General features: G+C 70.0%; 16 protein-coding genes. 9 read left to right on the top strand and 7 right to left on the bottom strand.

Going from position 1 to position 15,636, the window contains the following annotated elements:
* Positions 1–79 precede the first annotated feature (79 nt).
* Positions 80–970: an ATP phosphoribosyltransferase gene (gene hisG / locus ABNG04_RS16240; RefSeq protein WP_371163410.1), complete on the top strand. Its 891-nt coding sequence runs from the start codon at positions 80–82 to the stop codon at positions 968–970.
* Positions 971–988: 18 nt separating this feature from the next.
* On the opposite strand, the gene ABNG04_RS16235 is transcribed toward hisG, so the two are convergent.
* The 3 genes from ABNG04_RS16235 to larB all read right to left on the bottom strand — a co-directional run bounded on the left by ABNG04_RS16235 (position 989) and on the right by larB (position 2,415).
* Positions 989–1,255, bottom strand: a complete 267-nt coding sequence (locus ABNG04_RS16235; RefSeq protein WP_371163409.1) for a GIY-YIG nuclease family protein — start codon at positions 1,253–1,255, stop codon at positions 989–991.
* Positions 1,256–1,361: 106 nt separating this feature from the next.
* Positions 1,362–1,514: a DUF7563 family protein gene (locus ABNG04_RS16230; protein WP_297885050.1), complete on the bottom strand. Its 153-nt coding sequence runs from the start codon at positions 1,512–1,514 to the stop codon at positions 1,362–1,364.
* A gap of 133 nt (positions 1,515–1,647) precedes the next feature.
* Positions 1,648–2,415, bottom strand: coding sequence for a nickel pincer cofactor biosynthesis protein LarB (gene larB / locus ABNG04_RS16225; protein WP_371163408.1), 768 nt, complete (start codon positions 2,413–2,415; stop codon positions 1,648–1,650).
* Positions 2,416–2,718: 303 nt separating this feature from the next.
* Between larB and ABNG04_RS16220 the strand changes: the two genes are divergently transcribed.
* On the top strand, positions 2,719–2,886 hold the full coding sequence (locus ABNG04_RS16220) for a DUF1931 family protein (RefSeq protein ID WP_004047560.1): 168 nt from the start codon (positions 2,719–2,721) through the stop codon (positions 2,884–2,886).
* A gap of 83 nt (positions 2,887–2,969) precedes the next feature.
* Here the strand turns inward: ABNG04_RS16220 and rpiA are convergent, their stop codons facing one another.
* The 3 genes from rpiA to ABNG04_RS16205 form a co-directional block, all read right to left on the bottom strand.
* A complete protein-coding gene (gene rpiA, locus ABNG04_RS16215) occupies positions 2,970–3,704 on the bottom strand; it encodes a ribose-5-phosphate isomerase RpiA (RefSeq protein ID WP_371163407.1) in 735 nt (244 codons plus the stop codon).
* A 43-nt stretch (positions 3,705–3,747) separates the two neighbouring features.
* Positions 3,748–4,872: an ORC1-type DNA replication protein gene (locus tag ABNG04_RS16210; RefSeq protein ID WP_371163406.1), complete on the bottom strand. Its 1,125-nt coding sequence runs from the start codon at positions 4,870–4,872 to the stop codon at positions 3,748–3,750.
* A 105-nt stretch (positions 4,873–4,977) separates the two neighbouring features.
* Positions 4,978–6,108: a class I SAM-dependent methyltransferase gene (locus ABNG04_RS16205; protein WP_371163405.1), complete on the bottom strand. Its 1,131-nt coding sequence runs from the start codon at positions 6,106–6,108 to the stop codon at positions 4,978–4,980.
* 84 nt (positions 6,109–6,192) lie between these two features.
* Between ABNG04_RS16205 and ABNG04_RS16200 the strand changes: the two genes are divergently transcribed.
* Both ABNG04_RS16200 and ABNG04_RS16195 read left to right on the top strand, forming a co-directional pair.
* Positions 6,193–6,753, top strand: a complete 561-nt coding sequence (locus ABNG04_RS16200; RefSeq protein ID WP_371163404.1) for a TATA-box-binding protein — start codon at positions 6,193–6,195, stop codon at positions 6,751–6,753.
* A gap of 78 nt (positions 6,754–6,831) precedes the next feature.
* A complete protein-coding gene (locus ABNG04_RS16195; RefSeq protein ID WP_371163403.1) occupies positions 6,832–7,191 on the top strand; it encodes a DUF7473 family protein in 360 nt (119 codons plus the stop codon).
* Between the two features lie 30 nt (positions 7,192–7,221).
* On the opposite strand, the gene ABNG04_RS16190 is transcribed toward ABNG04_RS16195, so the two are convergent.
* A complete protein-coding gene (locus tag ABNG04_RS16190) occupies positions 7,222–9,438 on the bottom strand; it encodes an ATP-dependent DNA helicase (RefSeq protein WP_371163402.1) in 2,217 nt (738 codons plus the stop codon).
* A 172-nt stretch (positions 9,439–9,610) separates the two neighbouring features.
* Here ABNG04_RS16190 and ABNG04_RS16185 point away from each other — a divergent pair, with 172 nt between their 5' ends.
* From ABNG04_RS16185 to hemL, 5 genes are all read left to right on the top strand, one after another.
* Positions 9,611–10,090, top strand: coding sequence for a histidine kinase (locus ABNG04_RS16185; RefSeq protein ID WP_371163401.1), 480 nt, complete (start codon positions 9,611–9,613; stop codon positions 10,088–10,090).
* 64 nt (positions 10,091–10,154) lie between these two features.
* Positions 10,155–10,655, top strand: a complete 501-nt coding sequence (gene trpY / locus ABNG04_RS16180; RefSeq protein WP_371163400.1) for a TrpY family transcription regulator — start codon at positions 10,155–10,157, stop codon at positions 10,653–10,655.
* A 183-nt stretch (positions 10,656–10,838) separates the two neighbouring features.
* On the top strand, positions 10,839–11,870 hold the full coding sequence (gene radA / locus ABNG04_RS16175) for a DNA repair and recombination protein RadA (RefSeq protein WP_343778401.1): 1,032 nt from the start codon (positions 10,839–10,841) through the stop codon (positions 11,868–11,870).
* 496 nt (positions 11,871–12,366) lie between these two features.
* Positions 12,367–14,046 carry an ammonium transporter gene (locus ABNG04_RS16170; RefSeq protein ID WP_371163399.1) on the top strand — a complete coding sequence of 560 codons (1,680 nt, stop codon included), beginning with the start codon at positions 12,367–12,369 and terminating at the stop codon, positions 14,044–14,046.
* A 110-nt stretch (positions 14,047–14,156) separates the two neighbouring features.
* Entirely contained in the window at positions 14,157–15,494 is a 1,338-nt protein-coding gene (hemL, locus tag ABNG04_RS16165) for a glutamate-1-semialdehyde 2,1-aminomutase (RefSeq protein ID WP_371163398.1), read from the top strand.
* Positions 15,495–15,636: the final 142 nt, after the last annotated feature.

The raw sequence follows: 15,636 nt of genomic DNA, 5'->3' as shown, positions 1-15,636 counted from the left end.
CGAGCGAGCGATTTCGCGTCGACACCCTGCTTCATCTCCGGACGAAAACGTTTCCCCCTCCCCCCGCGACGCTCTCCGTATGCGCATCGCCGTCCCCAACAAGGGCCGCCTACACGAGCCGACGCTCTCGCTGCTGGAGCGCGCCGGGCTCCACGTCGAGGAGACCGCCGACCGACAGCTGTACGCCGACACCGTCGACGAGGACGTGACGGTGCTGTTCGCGCGGGCGGCCGACATCCCCGAGTACGTCCGCGACGGCGCGGCCGACCTCGGCGTCACCGGCCTCGACCAGGCGGCCGAGTCGGGCGGAGTCGTCGACGCCCCGGGCGAGGCGGCCGACGGCGACCTCGTCGACCTGCTCGACTTGGGCTACGGCTCCTGTAAGCTCGTCCTCGCCGCGCCCGAGGACGGCGGGGTGTTGACGGTCGAGGACCTGGCGGACAGGACGGTCGCGACCGAGTTCCCGAACGTCACCCGCGACTACCTCGATCGCGTGGGCGTCGACGCGGACGTGGTCACGGTGACGGGCGCGACGGAGCTGACCCCGCACGTCGACATGGCGGACGCCATCGTCGACATCACCTCGACGGGGACGACGCTGAAAGTGAACCGGCTGGCGGTGATCGACGACGTGCTCGACTCCTCGGTCCGCCTGTTCGCTAACCCGGACGTCGTCGGCGGCCCGAAGGTCGAGCAGGTGCTCACCGCCTTCGAGTCCGTCCTCGCGGCGGACGGCCGCCGCTACCTGATGATGAACGCGCCGAAGAAGCGGCTCGACGCGGTGAAAGACGTGATACCCGGGCTCGGCGGGCCGACGGTGATGGACGTCGAGGCCGACGAGAACGGTAACGGGATGGTGGCGGTCCACGCCGTCGTCGACGAGCGCGACGTGTTCGAGACCATCTCGGAGCTGCGGTCGGTCGGCGCGACCGGCATCCTCGTCACGGAGATCGAGCGCCTCGTCGAGTGACCGAGGGAAGCGGCGCGGTCAGTCTCCCGCGTCGGCGTCGCCCTCGCCGATCAACCGCTCTTTTTCGGGGCGCGACAGCGACTTGATCGCGTACTCCCGGGACATCGCCGCCGACTGCGAGTCGAACGACTCGACGTGGCGCAGGGTGACGGGGGTCCGGCCGCGGGTGTACTTCGCGCCCTCGCCGGCGTCGTGCTCGGCGACGCGCCGCTCGACGTCTGTCGTGTACCCGGTGTAGAAGGTGCCGTCGGCGCACTCGATAACGTACACGTGGTGATCGGCCACGGGAGGTCGTCCGAGCGCGAGCGCAAAGTGCGTGCGGGTGTCCGGTCGGGCGGCGAGCGGAGCGGTCGCTCTCCGTGCGCTCGGTCTTCGATCGGCGTTTCGCCGGTCAGTCCCCGGTTCGAGTCCGCTCGCGAGACACCTCGGCGATGCCTGCGTTCGCGGAGCACTCTGGGCACGCGTTCAGGTCGCCGTGCTCGTCCGCGAAGACGCGAGCGAAGCGGTCCGAAACGTGCGACCCGCAGTGGTCACAGCGTGGCATGTGATGCCGACGTGCGTCGGCAACTACCATACGGGCTGGACGAACTAATACCCTTTTTCGACCCAGTCGGCTGCCGGTATAGCGCCGGTTAACCGAAGCCGGCAGGCGGCGGCCTCCGTCGGTCGATCCCGTCTCACTCGGCGCGCGCTGCGTTGACCGCGCGGGCGATCAGCCCCGCCTGCGCGCCGGCGACGAAGCCGGCGTCGACGTTGACGGTCGTCAGTACGGAGCACGACTGGAGCGCCCCCTCCAGCGCCGCGACTCCCTCACCGCCGACGCCGTAGCCGGTCGAGACCGGGAGCGCGATCACGGGGGCGTCGACGAGGCCGGCGACGACCGTCGGGAGCGCCCCCTCGCGGCCCGCCGCGACCACGACGGCGTCGGCCTCGCGGATCCGGTCGATCTGGTCTAAGATCCGGTCCAGGTTGGCGACGCCGACGTCGTCGATCCGGTCGACCGCGGCCCCGATCTCGCGGGCGACGACCGCGGCCTCGCCGGCGACCGGCGCGTCCCCGGTGCCGGCGGTCACGACCGCGACCGCCGCGTCGAGCGACGGCGGCTCGAAGCCGTCGGCGTGGACGACGACGGTTCCGACCCGGTCGTCGCGGTCGACCGTCGCGTCCGCCCCCGCGTCGCCGACGGCCGACGCGACCACCGCCGCCGTCGCCTCGTCCGCGCGCGTCACCAGCGCCCGGCCGGTGGTGTCGACCGCGGTCGTCGTCAGGGCGGCGACCTCCGCGGGCGTCTTTCCCTCCGCGAGGATCGCCTCTGGGATCCCGCGGCGGCGCTCGCGGGCGGCGTCGAAGCGCCCCGCGTCCGTGGTCGCGTAGCCCGCGAGCCGCGACTCCGCCTCCTCGATGCCGATCTCGCCCGCCGCCAGCGCCGCCAGCGTCTCTCGCATGGAGCGTCGTCGGGGGCGGACTCGGTCGAAGGTGTCGGTTCGAACCGGGCGCGCCGCGGGCGAGGTCGAGCCGGGAGTCAGAGCGCGTTCGCGGGCGTCACGCGGCGGCGCGCGCTCCGTCCGGGCCGCGCTCGCGGCGGGGTCGGACCGCGTTTCGTGGCGGGCTCGCGACGGGGCGGAGACGAGAATCTCACAAGACTTATAAACGCTTGTACTCGCGGCCCCCCGCGAACGGGCGGCACGGCGTCCCTCGCGGGCGAATTCAGGAACTCTTATTAACCATCACCGGGTAGGGCCGATCGCATGGCAGATCTCATTGTCAAAGCGGCCGTCAAGGAAGCCCTGGACGACAAGAACGTCGCTTCGGACTTCTACGACGCGCTGGACGACGAAGTGGACGAGCTGCTCGAAGACGCCGCGCGCCGTGCTGAGGCCAACGACCGGAAGACGGTCCAGCCGCGCGACCTGTAAGACGGACTTACTTCCGTCCCGTTTTATTTGGACGCCGACCGCCGAGCGGCGGCGCTGTCGGTCGGCGTCGAGCGGCGGCGCGGTCAGCGCTCCTCGACCCGGACGCCCGACTCGGTGCCGACGTGGATCTCGTCGACGATCCCGACGAACAGGCCGTGTTCGACGACCCCCGGGACCGCCGACAGCGTCGTCGACAGCGCGGTCGGATCGGCGATCTCGCCGAACGCGCAGTCGAGCACGACGTTCCCGTTGTCGGTCACCACGGGGCCGTCCTTGCGCTCTGCGCGTCGCAGGGTCGGCTCGCCGCCCGCCTCGCGGACCGCTTCGGCGACGGCGGTCCGACCCGCGGGCAGCGCTTCGACCGGGACCGACCGGTCGAGTCGCGGCGACTCCTTCGAGGGGTCGGCGACGACGAGGAAGCGGTCCGCCGCGGCGTCGACCAGCTTCTCGCGGGCGTGGGCCGCGCCGCCGCCCTTTATCAGCGCGCCGCCGGGGTCGAGCGCGTCGTCCTCTTCGCCACCGGTCGCCACCTGGTCGGCGCCGTCGATGGCGAGGTCGATCCCCGGACCGTCGGGACCGACCGCCTCCGGAAGGTCGAGGCAGGGGACGCTGGCGTCGACCGCGAGCTCGCGGCTCGCGAAGGAGGTCGGGACGCCGCGCACGTCGAGGCCCGAGTCGACTCGGTCGCCGATCCGCCGGATCGCGTGCGCCGCGGTCGAGCCGGTTCCGAGCCCGACCACGTCGCCGTCGGTGACCGCCTCGGCGGCCGACTCCCCCGCTCGGCGCTTCGCCGCGTCGCTCCCGCCGCTCGTCTTCATGCGAGCGACTGCGCGCGCGGCGATTGAAAAGGCGTCGGCCGCGTCACTCCAGCCGGTCGAGGACGGCCTCGGCGTCGTACGCCAGCGAGAGCTCGCGCGAGCGGCCGCGGCCGTCGACGTCGGCGTACTCCGCGTCGATCACGCCGAGCTGGTCGAGCTTGTTGATGATCTCCGAGTAGCGGGTGTAGCCGAGGTCGGTCTCGTCGTTGAACGCGTCGTACACCTCGCCTGCGCGCTCGCCGTCGTTGGCGGCGAGGACGCGGACGAGGTCGCGCTCGGACTCCGAGAGGCCGCGCAGCGACCGCGAGAGATGGACGTGCTTCGACTTGTCGTACGCGTCCTTGATGTCCTCCTCCGAGACCGTCTTCGAGGCGCGCATCTCAGCGTTGAGCCCGGCGCGGCGCAGGAGGTCGATCCCGACCCGGAGGTCGCCGCTGTCGGCCGTGAGGTCGGCGACGCGCTCCAGCTCGGCGTCGCCGATGACCCCCTCGTGGAAGCCGCGCTTGGCGCGCTCGGCGAGGATGTCGTAGATCTCGGTCGCATCGTAGACGGGGAAGTACACCTCCTCGGGCCGGAAGACGGACTGGACCCGGGTGTCGAGGTCGTCGATCACGTCGAGCCCGAGGTCCGAGGAGACGACGATGACGCCGATCTTCGCGCCGGAGTGCGCCTCGTGGGCGCGGAGGAGCGAGTACAGCGTGTCGGACGCCTCGTTCTCGTAGAAGAGGTAGTTCACGTCGTCTAAGGCGACGACGAGCACCTCGTCCTCCTCGACGAGGCGGTCGGTGATCTGGCCGAACAGCTTTTTGAACGAGATGCCCGACGACGGGGGCTCGTACTCGAAGATCCCCTCGAACAGCCGGGAGAACACCGCGTAGCGCGTGGAATCGACCTGGCAGTTGACGCGCACCGTCCGCACCTCGGTCCGGGCGCCGAGCTCGCCGAACAGCTTCTGGACCGCGGTGGTCTTCCCGGTCCCCGGCGGGCCGCGGACCATCGTGTTGAGGGGCCGGGAGCCGCGGACCGCGGGGCGGAGCGCGTACTTCAGGTTCTCCAGCTGGCTCTCCCGGTGGCGGAACGTCTCGGGGACGTGGTCGATCTCGAACACCGACTCGTCGCGGAACACGGACTCGTCCCACGAGAGCATGTCCCCGGCGTCCCCGGTCATGCGAGTACCACGAGAGGCCGCCCACTTAACCGTTGCCCGGCGGCGGGGCGAAACTGAAACTTGTCGCGCCAGCGCCCAGTCGGACCGATTCCGCCGATCGGTCGTTCACTCTCGGTCCGGCGAGCTCCCGGCCGCACTCGCCGCCGCGTCCGTGCCGCGCTCCCCGTCACCCCCGCGGCGCAACACCAGCACGTGGCGCGTCAGCGACCGGTGAACCCGGCGCTCGAACGCCGCGTCGACGGTCCAGCCGGCGTCGCGGGCGGGGCCGCGCCAGTCGCGGTCGGCGACGAGCACCGCGCGCGGCGCGACCCGGGCCGCCTCCGCGAGCGCGCCCCCGACGAGGTTGGCCAGCTCGTGGCGCGCGATCTTCGACTGCCGGCCGTAGGGGGCGTCGAATGCGACCCCGTCGACGGCGTCGTCCGAGAGCGGGAGGGCGGTCGCGTCGCCGCGCGCGACGTGCCAGTCGGGGGAGGAACCGTCGGCGTCAGGCCGCCCCGAGTCGTCGGTCCCGCCGCCGTCCAGGTACTCCCGGAAGTTCCGCCGCGCGCCGCAGACCATCTTCGCCTGCGCGTCGCACGCGACGGCGTCGGCGCCGACGAGGCCGGCCTCCAGCGGCAGGCCGCCGGTGCCGCACATCGGGTCGAGCAGGGTCCGGCCCGGGGCGGCGCCCGCGAGGTTGGCGTACGCGCGGGCGTCCGCCGGGGCCATGCTCCCCGGCTGGAAGAAGGGGCGGTCGGTCGGGTTCGGGGCGAAGTCGCGGGCGGCCTCGACGGCGACCCAACCCAGCGCGCAACAGTCCGCGTCGCCGCCGTTCGCGCCAGCCACTGCGTCGTGGTCCGCGCGCGGGCCGGTCGCGAACAGCGCGCGGAGGACGTGGTCGGGGTCGTCGAGGTCGACGTCGAACCCGCGGTCGACGAGGACGCTCCCGAGCGCGCGCTCGGCCGCTTCCGTCGAGACGCCCGCCGTCGCCCGGACGTCGCGGGCGCGGACCGCGACGCTCCCGGCGCGGTCGAGCGACGCCGCCCGGAGTGCGGCGACCGCGGCGTCGACATCGGCCTCGGTCCGCGCGACCGCCTTGTGGGCGGCGCGGGTGTAGGCGAGCCGACGGGCGTGCGCGCGCTCGATCCCGCCGGTGCGCGCGATCCCCGGCGCGAGGAGGTCGACACCGGTCGCGGCGGTCGCCGCCTCCCGGGCGGCGAAGGCGTCGGTCTCGCCGGCGAGTTCGAGCCAGTACACGCCGACGGCTCCGCGCGGCGCGGGGAATAGCGTGGCGGTTCCGACCAGCCACCTTTTTAACTCGTTCGGGCGAGAGCGTATGTAATGAGGGCCGACCCGAAGGAGACGATCACCGTAGAGAACGTCGTCGCCTCGACGGGGATCGGACAGGAGCTCGATCTCCAGAGCGTCGCGATGGACCTCGAGGGGGCCGACTACGACCCCGAGCAGTTCCCCGGGCTCGTCTACCGGACCACGGACCCGAAGTCGGCCGCGCTGATCTTCCGGTCGGGGAAGATCGTCTGTACCGGCGCGAACTCGATCGAGGCGGTCCACGAGAGCCTCGACATCGTGTTCACGGAGCTCCGCGCGCTCCAGATCCCGATCGAAGACCCCGAGGTCACGGTCCAGAACATCGTCACGTCGGCCGACCTCGGCGAGAGCCTGAACCTGAACGCCATCGCGATCGGGCTCGGCTTGGAGCACATCGAGTACGAGCCGGAGCAGTTTCCCGGGCTCGTCTACCGGCTCGACGAGCCGGACGTCGTCGCGCTCCTGTTCGGCAGCGGCAAGGTCGTCGTCACCGGCGGCACCAGCCCCGAGGACGCGGCGGCCGCCGTCGACGTGATCGTCGAGGAGCTCGGCGGGCTCGGACTGTTAGACTGACGCGGTGGCGACCGGGCGTCCCGGCCGCGTGTCGGCGCGTTCCGCGGTCACTTTTACCCCCCGGCCCGTAGGGCGAGCATGCTCTTACAGACGGTGACGCCGGTCACCGTGCTCGGGACGACCGTCCTGTTGGCGCTGTTCCTCTCCCTGACCGCCCACGTCGCGGCCCGGAACGTGCTCGGCGACGTCGACCCGCGGCGCGCCCTCTACGTCGGCCCGCTGCCCGCGGTGATCAGCGTTGTCGGGAACACGTTCGAACTCCCCGCGGGGCTCATTCTCCTCGCGGCCCTCCTCGTCGACGGCACGATGTTCTGGTGGAGCTACGAGCGGCCGCGGCGGGCCGTCGCCGCGATGACGCTGATCCACGCGGTGGTCACGACGCTGCTCGCCGGGGTCTTAATCCTGGTCTCGATCCTGCTCGCGTCGATGCCGGGGTAGGCGACCGGGAGCGGCGGCGTCGCGCCCGCGTCACGGCGACGGCGGCGGCCCGTCGTACGCGTCGTGGTCCTGGTAGAAGTTGAGCATCGCGAACTTCAGCTTCGCGGGGTCGACATCAAGCAGCTCCTCGCGCTCCTCGGGCGGAAGCGCGGAGCGGACCGAGTACTTCCCCATGTCGGCGGTCGTGTAGCGCCGGTCGGCGAGGATCCGGACCCCGAAGTCGTCGGGGCCGCGGATCACGCGGCCGAGCGCTTGTCGCGTCTTGCGGATCGTCGGGATCTCGACTGCGTACGTCCACCCCGGGTCGCGGGCGCGGTCGCGGTCGGCGAACGCCCGGTCGTAGGCGTCCTGGACCGCCTCGGTGCGGTCCGAGAGGTGCGGGTACGGGACGCCCACGACGACGACCGTCCGGGCGTCGTCGCCGTCGAAGCTCACGCCCTCGCCGAGCGTCCCCCACAGCGAGGTGAAAAGCGCCGCGCCGTCGCTCTCGACGAACTCGCTCCGGAGGCGCTCCTCGTCTTGGCCCGGTCCGTCGCGGTAGATCGGCCCGAGGTCGGCGGTCGTTCCCGCGCTGTCGCCGCCGACGCTCCCGCCTCCGCCCGCTCCCGCGAGCCGGTCGTGGTAGCGCTCGGCCTCCGCGTACGACGGGAAGAACGCGAGCGTGTTGCCCGGGGTGAAGCGGATCGCGTCGCGGAGCAGCGACGCCACCGCCTCCTGCGTCGCCGGGTCGTTGCGGTCCGAGGCGAACAGTGGCGGCACGTCGGCGGCGAACGTCCGGCGGTTCGCCTCGGGGTAGCCCATCCCGTAGGCCATCGACGCGACGTCTTCGAGCCCCAGCACGTCCTCGGTCACGTCGAACGGGCGCAGCGTCGCGCTCATCAGGACCGAGGCGGCCACCTCATCGAACAGCTCGCTGGTGACGCTCCGGGGGATACAGGTGTACAGCTCCGCCCGGCCGTACACCTCGTCGGTGCCGGCGTCGCGCCGGACGGAGACCACCGGGTACTGGCCGAACTCCGCGCCCTCGTCCATCCACGTCGCGACAAACCGGGCGGCCGCGAGCGTCTGCGACTCCGATCGGGTGGTCGCCTCGCCGTCGCGGTAGCGGCGCTCGTACTCCTCGTCTATCGCCTGTCCGAGCTGGACGGCGAGCTCGGTCTCCGTGTCGATCCCCTTCCCCTCGTAGTTGCGGAGGAACGCGAGCGTGAGGTCGTCGCGGCGGTCGTCGTTGGCGACCGAGACGTCCTCCCAGTTCTCCGTCACGGACTCGGGGCCGCCGAAGCCGAGCGCGTCCTCGTACGTCTCGGCGAGGGCGTCGCGGAAGGCGCGGAGGACGTTCCCTGCGGGCTCCGCGCGCGAGTCGTCGCTATCGGCCAGCTCGTCCAAGGCGGCATCGAGCGTGTTCTCGGTCAGCGTCCGGGTGGCGTGGTCGCGGGCGGCGTCCTCGATGTTGTGCGCCTCGTCGAACACGGTGACGATCTCGCTCGGGTCGCGGTCGATCCACCGGAAGAACTGCTCGCGGATGTTCGGGTCGAGCAGGTGGTGGTAGTTACAGACGACCAGATCGACGCCCTCCATCCCCTCCTTCAGCAGCTCGTAGCCGCACAGCTCGCGCTCGTCGGCGTACTCGTACACGTCTTCCGGGGTCCGCACGTCCTCGAAGAGCCACGCGAAGAAGTCGTCGGTGTCGCGCGTGAGGTTGTTGTGGTAGTGCTCGCAGACGTTGGCGGCCTCGTACTCGTCTATCTCCGCCTCTAGCTCGTCGAGCTCCTCCATGACCGCCTCGCGGGCCTCGGCGGCGCTCGCGTCGCCCTCGCGGCTCTCCGCCAGCAGCTCGCGCTGGCGCGACTCCAGCTCGCGGACCTCGCTCTCGGTCTCGACCATCTCGCGGGTGGTGTCCCGGAGGGTCTGACACTCTTGGTAGTCGACGTCGATGTGGCACATCGACGACTTCCCCTTGAAAACGACCGCGCGGATCGGCTCCTCGCGGGTGATCGCGCGGGCGTCCTCGACGAACTGCCGCATCTGCTGGTGGACGTTGGTCGTGATGACCACGGTGCGGTCATGCTCGCGCGCGTGCTCCAGCGCGGGCACGAGCGCGGAGAGCGTCTTCCCTGTCCCCGGCGCGCCCTCGAACAGCACGTCCTGCCCCCGGTCTAGCGCGTTGGCGACCCTGTCCATCGCCTCGCGCTGGTTCGGGTACGGCTCCTCGTACGGGAAGAACCGCAGGTGCGGCGGCTCTGACACGGGGTGGGGTTCGGCGCCACCGGTCAAAAGGGGTCGGGTGGCGGAGCGGAAGTGGTCCGGCGGAGGTTCCGGCTCCGCGGGCGGATGAGCCGTAAGTACGCTCGGGTCGTGTGCGTCGCTGCCACACTATCCCGGCATATATTACCGGATGACGGGGTACCGTTGAACCTGTATGTCGACCGAAACGACGACGACGGCGGCAGGGGTATCGACCGGAACCGGAGACTGGCGGGCGGGCGTGGGCAGCGGGCTCGTCGGGAGCGTCGTCTTCGGGCTCGTGATGACGTACGTCATCCCCGCTCCGCTCTTGGAGGTCGTGATCCCGTCGATGTACGGGCTCGCGCCGCCGGCGGCCCCGTTTGCCGGCTGGGTGATCCACATGGCGCACGGTGCGGTCCTCGGCGTCGGGTTCGCCGCGCTGGTCGGGCTGCGGCCCTCGGCCGGCGAGGGCGCGGCGAAGTCGCTCGGCGTGGGCGCGGCGTACGGGCTGGCGGTCTGGGTCGCGCTGGCCGTGATCGTGATGCCGATCTGGCTGTCCGCGGTCGGCTCCCCGGCGAACCCGCCGCTGCCGAACGTCGGCGCGCTGAGCGCGGCCGGGCACCTCGCGTACGGGGTCGTCCTCGGCGGCGCGTACGCCGGGCTCGCGGACTGAGCGGCGGCGCGACCGCGACGCACCCTGATTTATACCGACGCGCCGTCACCTCCTGTAGTAACGAATGTTCGACGAGATCCTCGAGAAGTTCGAGGGGTCGCCCAGCCAGCAGGCCGTGATCCGCCTGTTCCTGGAGCGCGGCTTCTCGGTCAACGAGGAGGGGCGCGTCGTCTCCGGCGGGATCGAGATCCCGTACACCGGCATCGCGCGCGAGCTCGACGTCGACCGGCGCGTCGTGGACTCGACGACCGACGCGATCCTCGCCGACCCGGAGCTGAAGCGCATCTTCACCAACATCTCGTCGATCCCGAGTCTGATGGACCTCGCGCCGGTCTTGGACCTCGCCGTGCTCACCATCGAGGTCGCGGCCGCCGACGAGGCGGGGATCGTCGCCGAGGTGACGGCGATCCTGGCCGACCGCGGCGTCTCGATCCGCCAGGTGTTGAGCGAGGATCCCGAGTTCACGGACGACCCGAAGCTGTACGTGATCACCGACGCCGAGCTGTCGGGCGACCTGCTCGTGGAGATCCGCGAGTTGGAGTACGTCCGCCGCGTCGGCTTCTGAGGTCCGGACGGCCGGGACCGATTCCGACTCGTCGACCAGTTTCACCGCGCGGCCAAGCGGGGCGATCCGCCGAACGCTTTTGAGAGGGACCGAGCCACGACCGTGCGGGGACTCGGCACCGTTTTCACTTTTACTCGGGTGTAAACCAGTCTTTATACTGGATGCCGACAAAGCATCGTGTACATGCCTGAAGACGAACTCGAGGACCTCCCCGGCGTCGGCCCGGCGACCGCGGACAAGCTCGTGGACAACGGATTCGAGAGCTACCAGTCGATCGCGGTCGCGAGCCCCGGCGAGATGTCGAACACGGCCGACATCGGCGAGTCGTCCGCCGCGGACATCATCAACGCCGCCCGCGACGCCGCAGACGTCGGCGGCTTCGAGACGGGCGCGACCGTGCTCGAGCGACGCGAGGAGATCGGGAAGCTCTCCTGGCAGATCGACGAGGTCGACGAGCTGCTCGGCGGCGGTATCGAGACGCAGTCGATCACCGAGGTGTACGGCGAGTTCGGCTCCGGGAAGTCGCAGGTCACCCACCAGATGGCCGTCAACGTCCAGCTCCCGCCGGAACACGGCGGCCTCGACGGCGGCTGTATCTTCGTCGACTCCGAGGACACCTTCCGCCCGGAGCGGATCGACGACATGGTCCGCGGGCTCGACGACGAGATCCTCGCGGACGAGATGGAGCGCCGCGAGATCGAGGGGACGCCGAGCGACGAGGAGGCGATGGAGGAGCTCGTCGAGGCGTTCTTGGACCAGATCCACGTCGCGAAGGCGTTCAACTCCAACCACCAGATCCTGCTCGCCGAGAAGGCGAAGGAGCTCGCCGGCGAACACGAGGAGAGCGAGTGGCCGATCCGGATCGTCTGCGTCGACTCGCTCACGGCCCACTTCCGCGCCGAGTACGTCGGTCGGGGCGAGCTCGCCGACCGTCAGCAGAAGCTCAACAAACACCTCCACGACCTGATGCGGATCGGCGACCTGTTCAACACCGCCATCCTCGTCACCAACCAGGTCGCGTCGAACCCCGACTCGTACTTCGGTGATCCGACGCAGGCGATCGGCGGCAACATCCTCGGCCACGCCTCCACGTTCCGGATGTATCTCCGGAAGTCGAAGGGCGACAAGCGGATCGTCCGCCTCGTCGACGCGCCAAACCTCGCCGACGGCGAGGCCGTGATGCGCGTCCAGAATGAGGGGCTGAAGCCCGAATAAGCGCGTTCGCTCGGGGGCGACCGATCGCCGGCTGGGGAGATCGGCGGCCGATCGATCGGACCCGTCGAGGAGTTAGAGAGTAGGTTGACGAACGTCAATTTTCGTTGAGAGGCCATTAGAGCCCGGAATTCCCGATTAACGCGGCGTACGGGACAGATTCGCGTGACAACGGACCGGCAATACTCGCCAGAGTCCGCCGCGCACCGTCCCAGAGCAGGCGGGAGCGGCGGATCGCGGCCGAATAGACAGATATATTACACAACAATCGTTGTCTTCGAGCGCAACGATTGCCGCGGAATACCCGATGAAACGACCTTATATTCCATAGCCACGTCCTTATATTGGACAGTCGCCGTATCATTAATCAGATTTCTTTTGAAACTCAACTCGAACGTTTATGTATGGTCGTTCCCGGAAATTGGGATGTGATTCAGCACATGAACACGGTCGAAATGCGGTTTGAATCGGACGAGCGTTCAGTAGAGGTGGATGGACTGTGATGGGTGGCGTTCTCGCCTCGATCGATCCGAGCGTCCTCGCCGAGGGTATCAATCTGATGTGGGTCGCGGTGGTCTGCTTCCTCATCTTCTTCATGCATGCCGGCTTCGCGATGCTGGAAGCGGGCCAAGTACGCGCCAAGAACGTGGCGAACCAGCTCACGAAGAACCTGCTGACGTGGAGCGTCGGCGTGCTGTTCTACTTCCTGGTCGGCTTCGGCGTCGAGGGGCTCGCCGGCGGCGGCGGCTTCTCGGCGGCGTCAGCGCTCGGTGACGGCGGCTGGGTCAACAGCTGGCTATTCGGTGCCGTCTTCGCGATGACGGCGGCGACGATCGTCTCCGGCGCGGTCGCCGGACGGGCGAAGCTCCGCACGTACGTGGCGTACACGATGGCCATCTCCGCGGTCATCTACCCGGTCGTCGCGGGGATCACTTGGGGCGGCGGCTTCCTCGGCGGGAGCGGTCTCGGATTTACCGACTTCGCGGGCGGGATGATCGTCCACGGCATGGGCGGCATCGCGGGACTCACGGCGGCGTACGTGCTTGGTCCGCGGATGGACCGCTACGCCGAGGACGGCTCCTCGAACGTCATCCCCGGTCACTCGATGACGTTCGCGGTGCTCGGCACGCTGATCCTGGCGTTCGGCTGGTACGGCTTCAACGTCGGCACGACCGCGACGGTGTTCGCTGTCGACGGCGGCGAACTCGTCTTAGACGGCTACGCGTCGGTCGGCCGCGTCTCACTTACCACGACGCTCGGCATGGCCGCGGGCGGCGTCGGCGCGGCGCTGGCGTCGGTGGCGCTCTCGAAAAAGGTCGACACGCTGTACGTCGCGAACGGGCTCCTCGCGGGGCTCGTCGGCGTGACCGGCATCGCGAACCTCGCCACGTGGTGGGGCGCCATCGCGGTCGGGCTGGTCTGCGGCCTCCAGCTCCCGATCGTCTTCGAGTTCGTCTCCGACACGATGAAGATCGACGACGTCTGCGCGGTGTTCCCGGTCCACGGATCGGCCGGCGTCATCGGCGTCCTCGCGCTGCCGTTCGTCAGCATCAACGGGTTCTCCGCCGACCTGCTCATCTCGCAGGTGATCGGCGTGGTCGTCATCGCGGCGTGGACCGTGGTCGCGACGGGGATCATCTTTGGGGCGTTCAAGGCCGCCGGTCAGGCCCGCGTCACCCCCGAACACGAACGCGACGGGCTCGACGTCAGCGAGCACGGCGTCGAGACGTACCCCGAGTTCGGCAAGCCCTCCGTCACCACTGACGGCGGTCGCGTGACGGAGACGGACGCGAACGACGGGTCACCGCGCGCCGACGGCGGCGAGGAGGACGGCGCGGACATCAAGATGGTCACGGCAGTCGTCCGGCCCGACAAGCTCGGAGCGATCAAGCAGGCACTCGCGGAGATCAACGCGCCCTCGCTCACCGTGACGAACGTCTCCGGCCGCGGCAGCCAGCCCGCGAAGAAGGGCCAGTGGCGCGGCGAGGAGTTCACCGTCGACCTCCACCAGAAGGTGAAAGTCGACGTGGTCGTCGCCGACATCCCGGCCGACGAGGTCGCGGAGGCGGTCGCCGACGCCGCCGAGACCGGCGAGCCCGGCGACGGCAAGGTATTCGTCCTGCCAGTGGAGGACGCGCTACAGGTCCGCACGGGCGCGACCGGACCGGAGGCGGTGTAGCGACGCTCCCGGCGGATCGGGACCGGAGGCGGATCGACGGGCGGACCTTTTTCGGGCGGACGTGACGGCGGTTCGGCAACTACTTTCAGCCCGCCGACCCAACGTTCGGTATGAACCACGAGCGCTCGCGCGGGCTGTACGACCGCGCGCTGTCGGTGATGCCGGGCGGCGTCAACTCCTCGGTCCGGGCGACGATGCCGCACCCGTTCTTCATCGAGCGCGGCGACGGCGGCCACGTGATCGATACCGACGGGAACCGCTACGTCGACTGGGTGATGGGGTACGGCCCGCTGCTGTACGGCCACGACCTCCCGGACCCGGTCGAGGCCGCGGTCCAGTCGCACGTCGCGGAGGGGCCGATGTACGGCGCGCCGACGGAGGTCGAGGTCGAACACGCCGAGTTCGTGGCGCGACACGTCCCGAGCGTCGAGTCGATCCGGTTCGTCAACTCCGGCACGGAGGCGACCGTCTCGGCGGTGCGGCTGGCCCGCGGCCACACCGACCGCGACAAGATCGTCGTGATGCAGGGCGGCTACCACGGCGCACAGGAGTCGACGCTCGTGGAGGGGTCGCCGGGCGACGCGCACCCGTCGACGGCGGGGATCCCAGAGGCGTTCGCCGAGCACACCCTCCCGATCCCGTTCAACGACCCGCAGGCCGCGAAGGAGGTGTTCGCGGAGCACGGTGACGACATCGCTGCCGTCCTCGTCGAGCCGATCTTGGCCAACATGGGGATCGTGATGCCGATCGACGGCTACCACGAGACGCTGCGGGACCTCTGTGACGACTACGGCTCGCTGCTGATCTTCGACGAGGTGATCACCGGGTTCCGGGTGGGCGGCCTGGGCTGCGCGCAGTCGAAGTTCGGCGTCACGCCCGACGTGACGACGTTCGGAAAGATCATCGGCGGCGGGTTCCCAGTCGGCGCGATCGGCGGGAAAGCCGAGATCATCGAGGGGTTCACGCCCGCGGGCGAGGTGTTCCAGTCTGGTACCTTCTCCGGGCACCCGGTGACGATGGCCGCCGGGAAGGCCGGGCTGGAGTACGCCGCGGAGAACGACGTGTACGAGCACGTCAACCGCCTCGGCCGACAGCTCCGGGAGGGGATCGCCGAGATCTGCGCCGAACGCGCGCCGGAGTACACGGTCGTCGGCACCGACTCGATGTTCAAGACGGTGTTCACCCGCGAAGCGCCCGACGACGTCGACGCCTGCTGCGCGGGCGGCTGTCGGCAGGACCCGGACTGCGCCCGGTACGACTCGTGCCCCAAGACAGGGGCCGACGTGGCCGCGGCCGCGACCGACCGCTGGGAGCGCGTGTTCTGGCAGGAGATGAAGGACCGCGGCGTGTTCCTCACGGCGAACCAGTACGAGTGCCAATTCACCTCCTACGCGCACACGGAGGCGGACGTCGAGCAGACGCTCGAAGCGTACCGCGAAGCGCTGTAAGCCGGGCGAACCGCCTCGTCCGGGCCGGCCGGCAAACCTTGCGCGCGCCGACCGGTGCGGAACAGTTTTATACCGCAGATCGGTATGTATGGGTGATGACCGCAGTGGCTCGCCGCGCCCTCGTCCGAGGCCGACGAGCCCT

This window comes from Halorubrum miltondacostae (genome assembly GCF_041379815.1).
Taxonomy (GTDB): domain Archaea; phylum Halobacteriota; class Halobacteria; order Halobacteriales; family Haloferacaceae; genus Halorubrum; species Halorubrum miltondacostae.
Note: the sequence above shows the minus strand (reverse complement) of the source record. Positions and strands in the feature narration are given on the sequence as shown.

Bases quoted from the DNA above. Each gene is read 5' to 3' on its own strand.
- hisG (WP_371163410.1), top strand. From the start codon at position 80: ATGCGCATCGCCGTCCCCAACAAGGGCCGCCTACACGAGCCGACGCTC.
- ABNG04_RS16230 (WP_297885050.1), bottom strand. From the start codon at position 1,514: ATGCCACGCTGTGACCACTGCGGGTCGCACGTTTCGGACCGCTTCGCT.
- larB (WP_371163408.1), bottom strand. From the start codon at position 2,415: ATGCGAGAGACGCTGGCGGCGCTGGCGGCGGGCGAGATCGGCATCGAG.
- ABNG04_RS16220 (WP_004047560.1), top strand. From the start codon at position 2,719: ATGGCAGATCTCATTGTCAAAGCGGCCGTCAAGGAAGCCCTGGACGAC.
- rpiA (WP_371163407.1), bottom strand. From the start codon at position 3,704: ATGAAGACGAGCGGCGGGAGCGACGCGGCGAAGCGCCGAGCGGGGGAG.
- ABNG04_RS16210 (WP_371163406.1), bottom strand. From the start codon at position 4,872: ATGACCGGGGACGCCGGGGACATGCTCTCGTGGGACGAGTCCGTGTTC.
- ABNG04_RS16200 (WP_371163404.1), top strand. From the start codon at position 6,193: ATGAGGGCCGACCCGAAGGAGACGATCACCGTAGAGAACGTCGTCGCC.
- ABNG04_RS16195 (WP_371163403.1), top strand. From the start codon at position 6,832: ATGCTCTTACAGACGGTGACGCCGGTCACCGTGCTCGGGACGACCGTC.
- ABNG04_RS16185 (WP_371163401.1), top strand. From the start codon at position 9,611: ATGTCGACCGAAACGACGACGACGGCGGCAGGGGTATCGACCGGAACC.
- trpY (WP_371163400.1), top strand. From the start codon at position 10,155: ATGTTCGACGAGATCCTCGAGAAGTTCGAGGGGTCGCCCAGCCAGCAG.
- radA (WP_343778401.1), top strand. From the start codon at position 10,839: ATGCCTGAAGACGAACTCGAGGACCTCCCCGGCGTCGGCCCGGCGACC.
- hemL (WP_371163398.1), top strand. From the start codon at position 14,157: ATGAACCACGAGCGCTCGCGCGGGCTGTACGACCGCGCGCTGTCGGTG.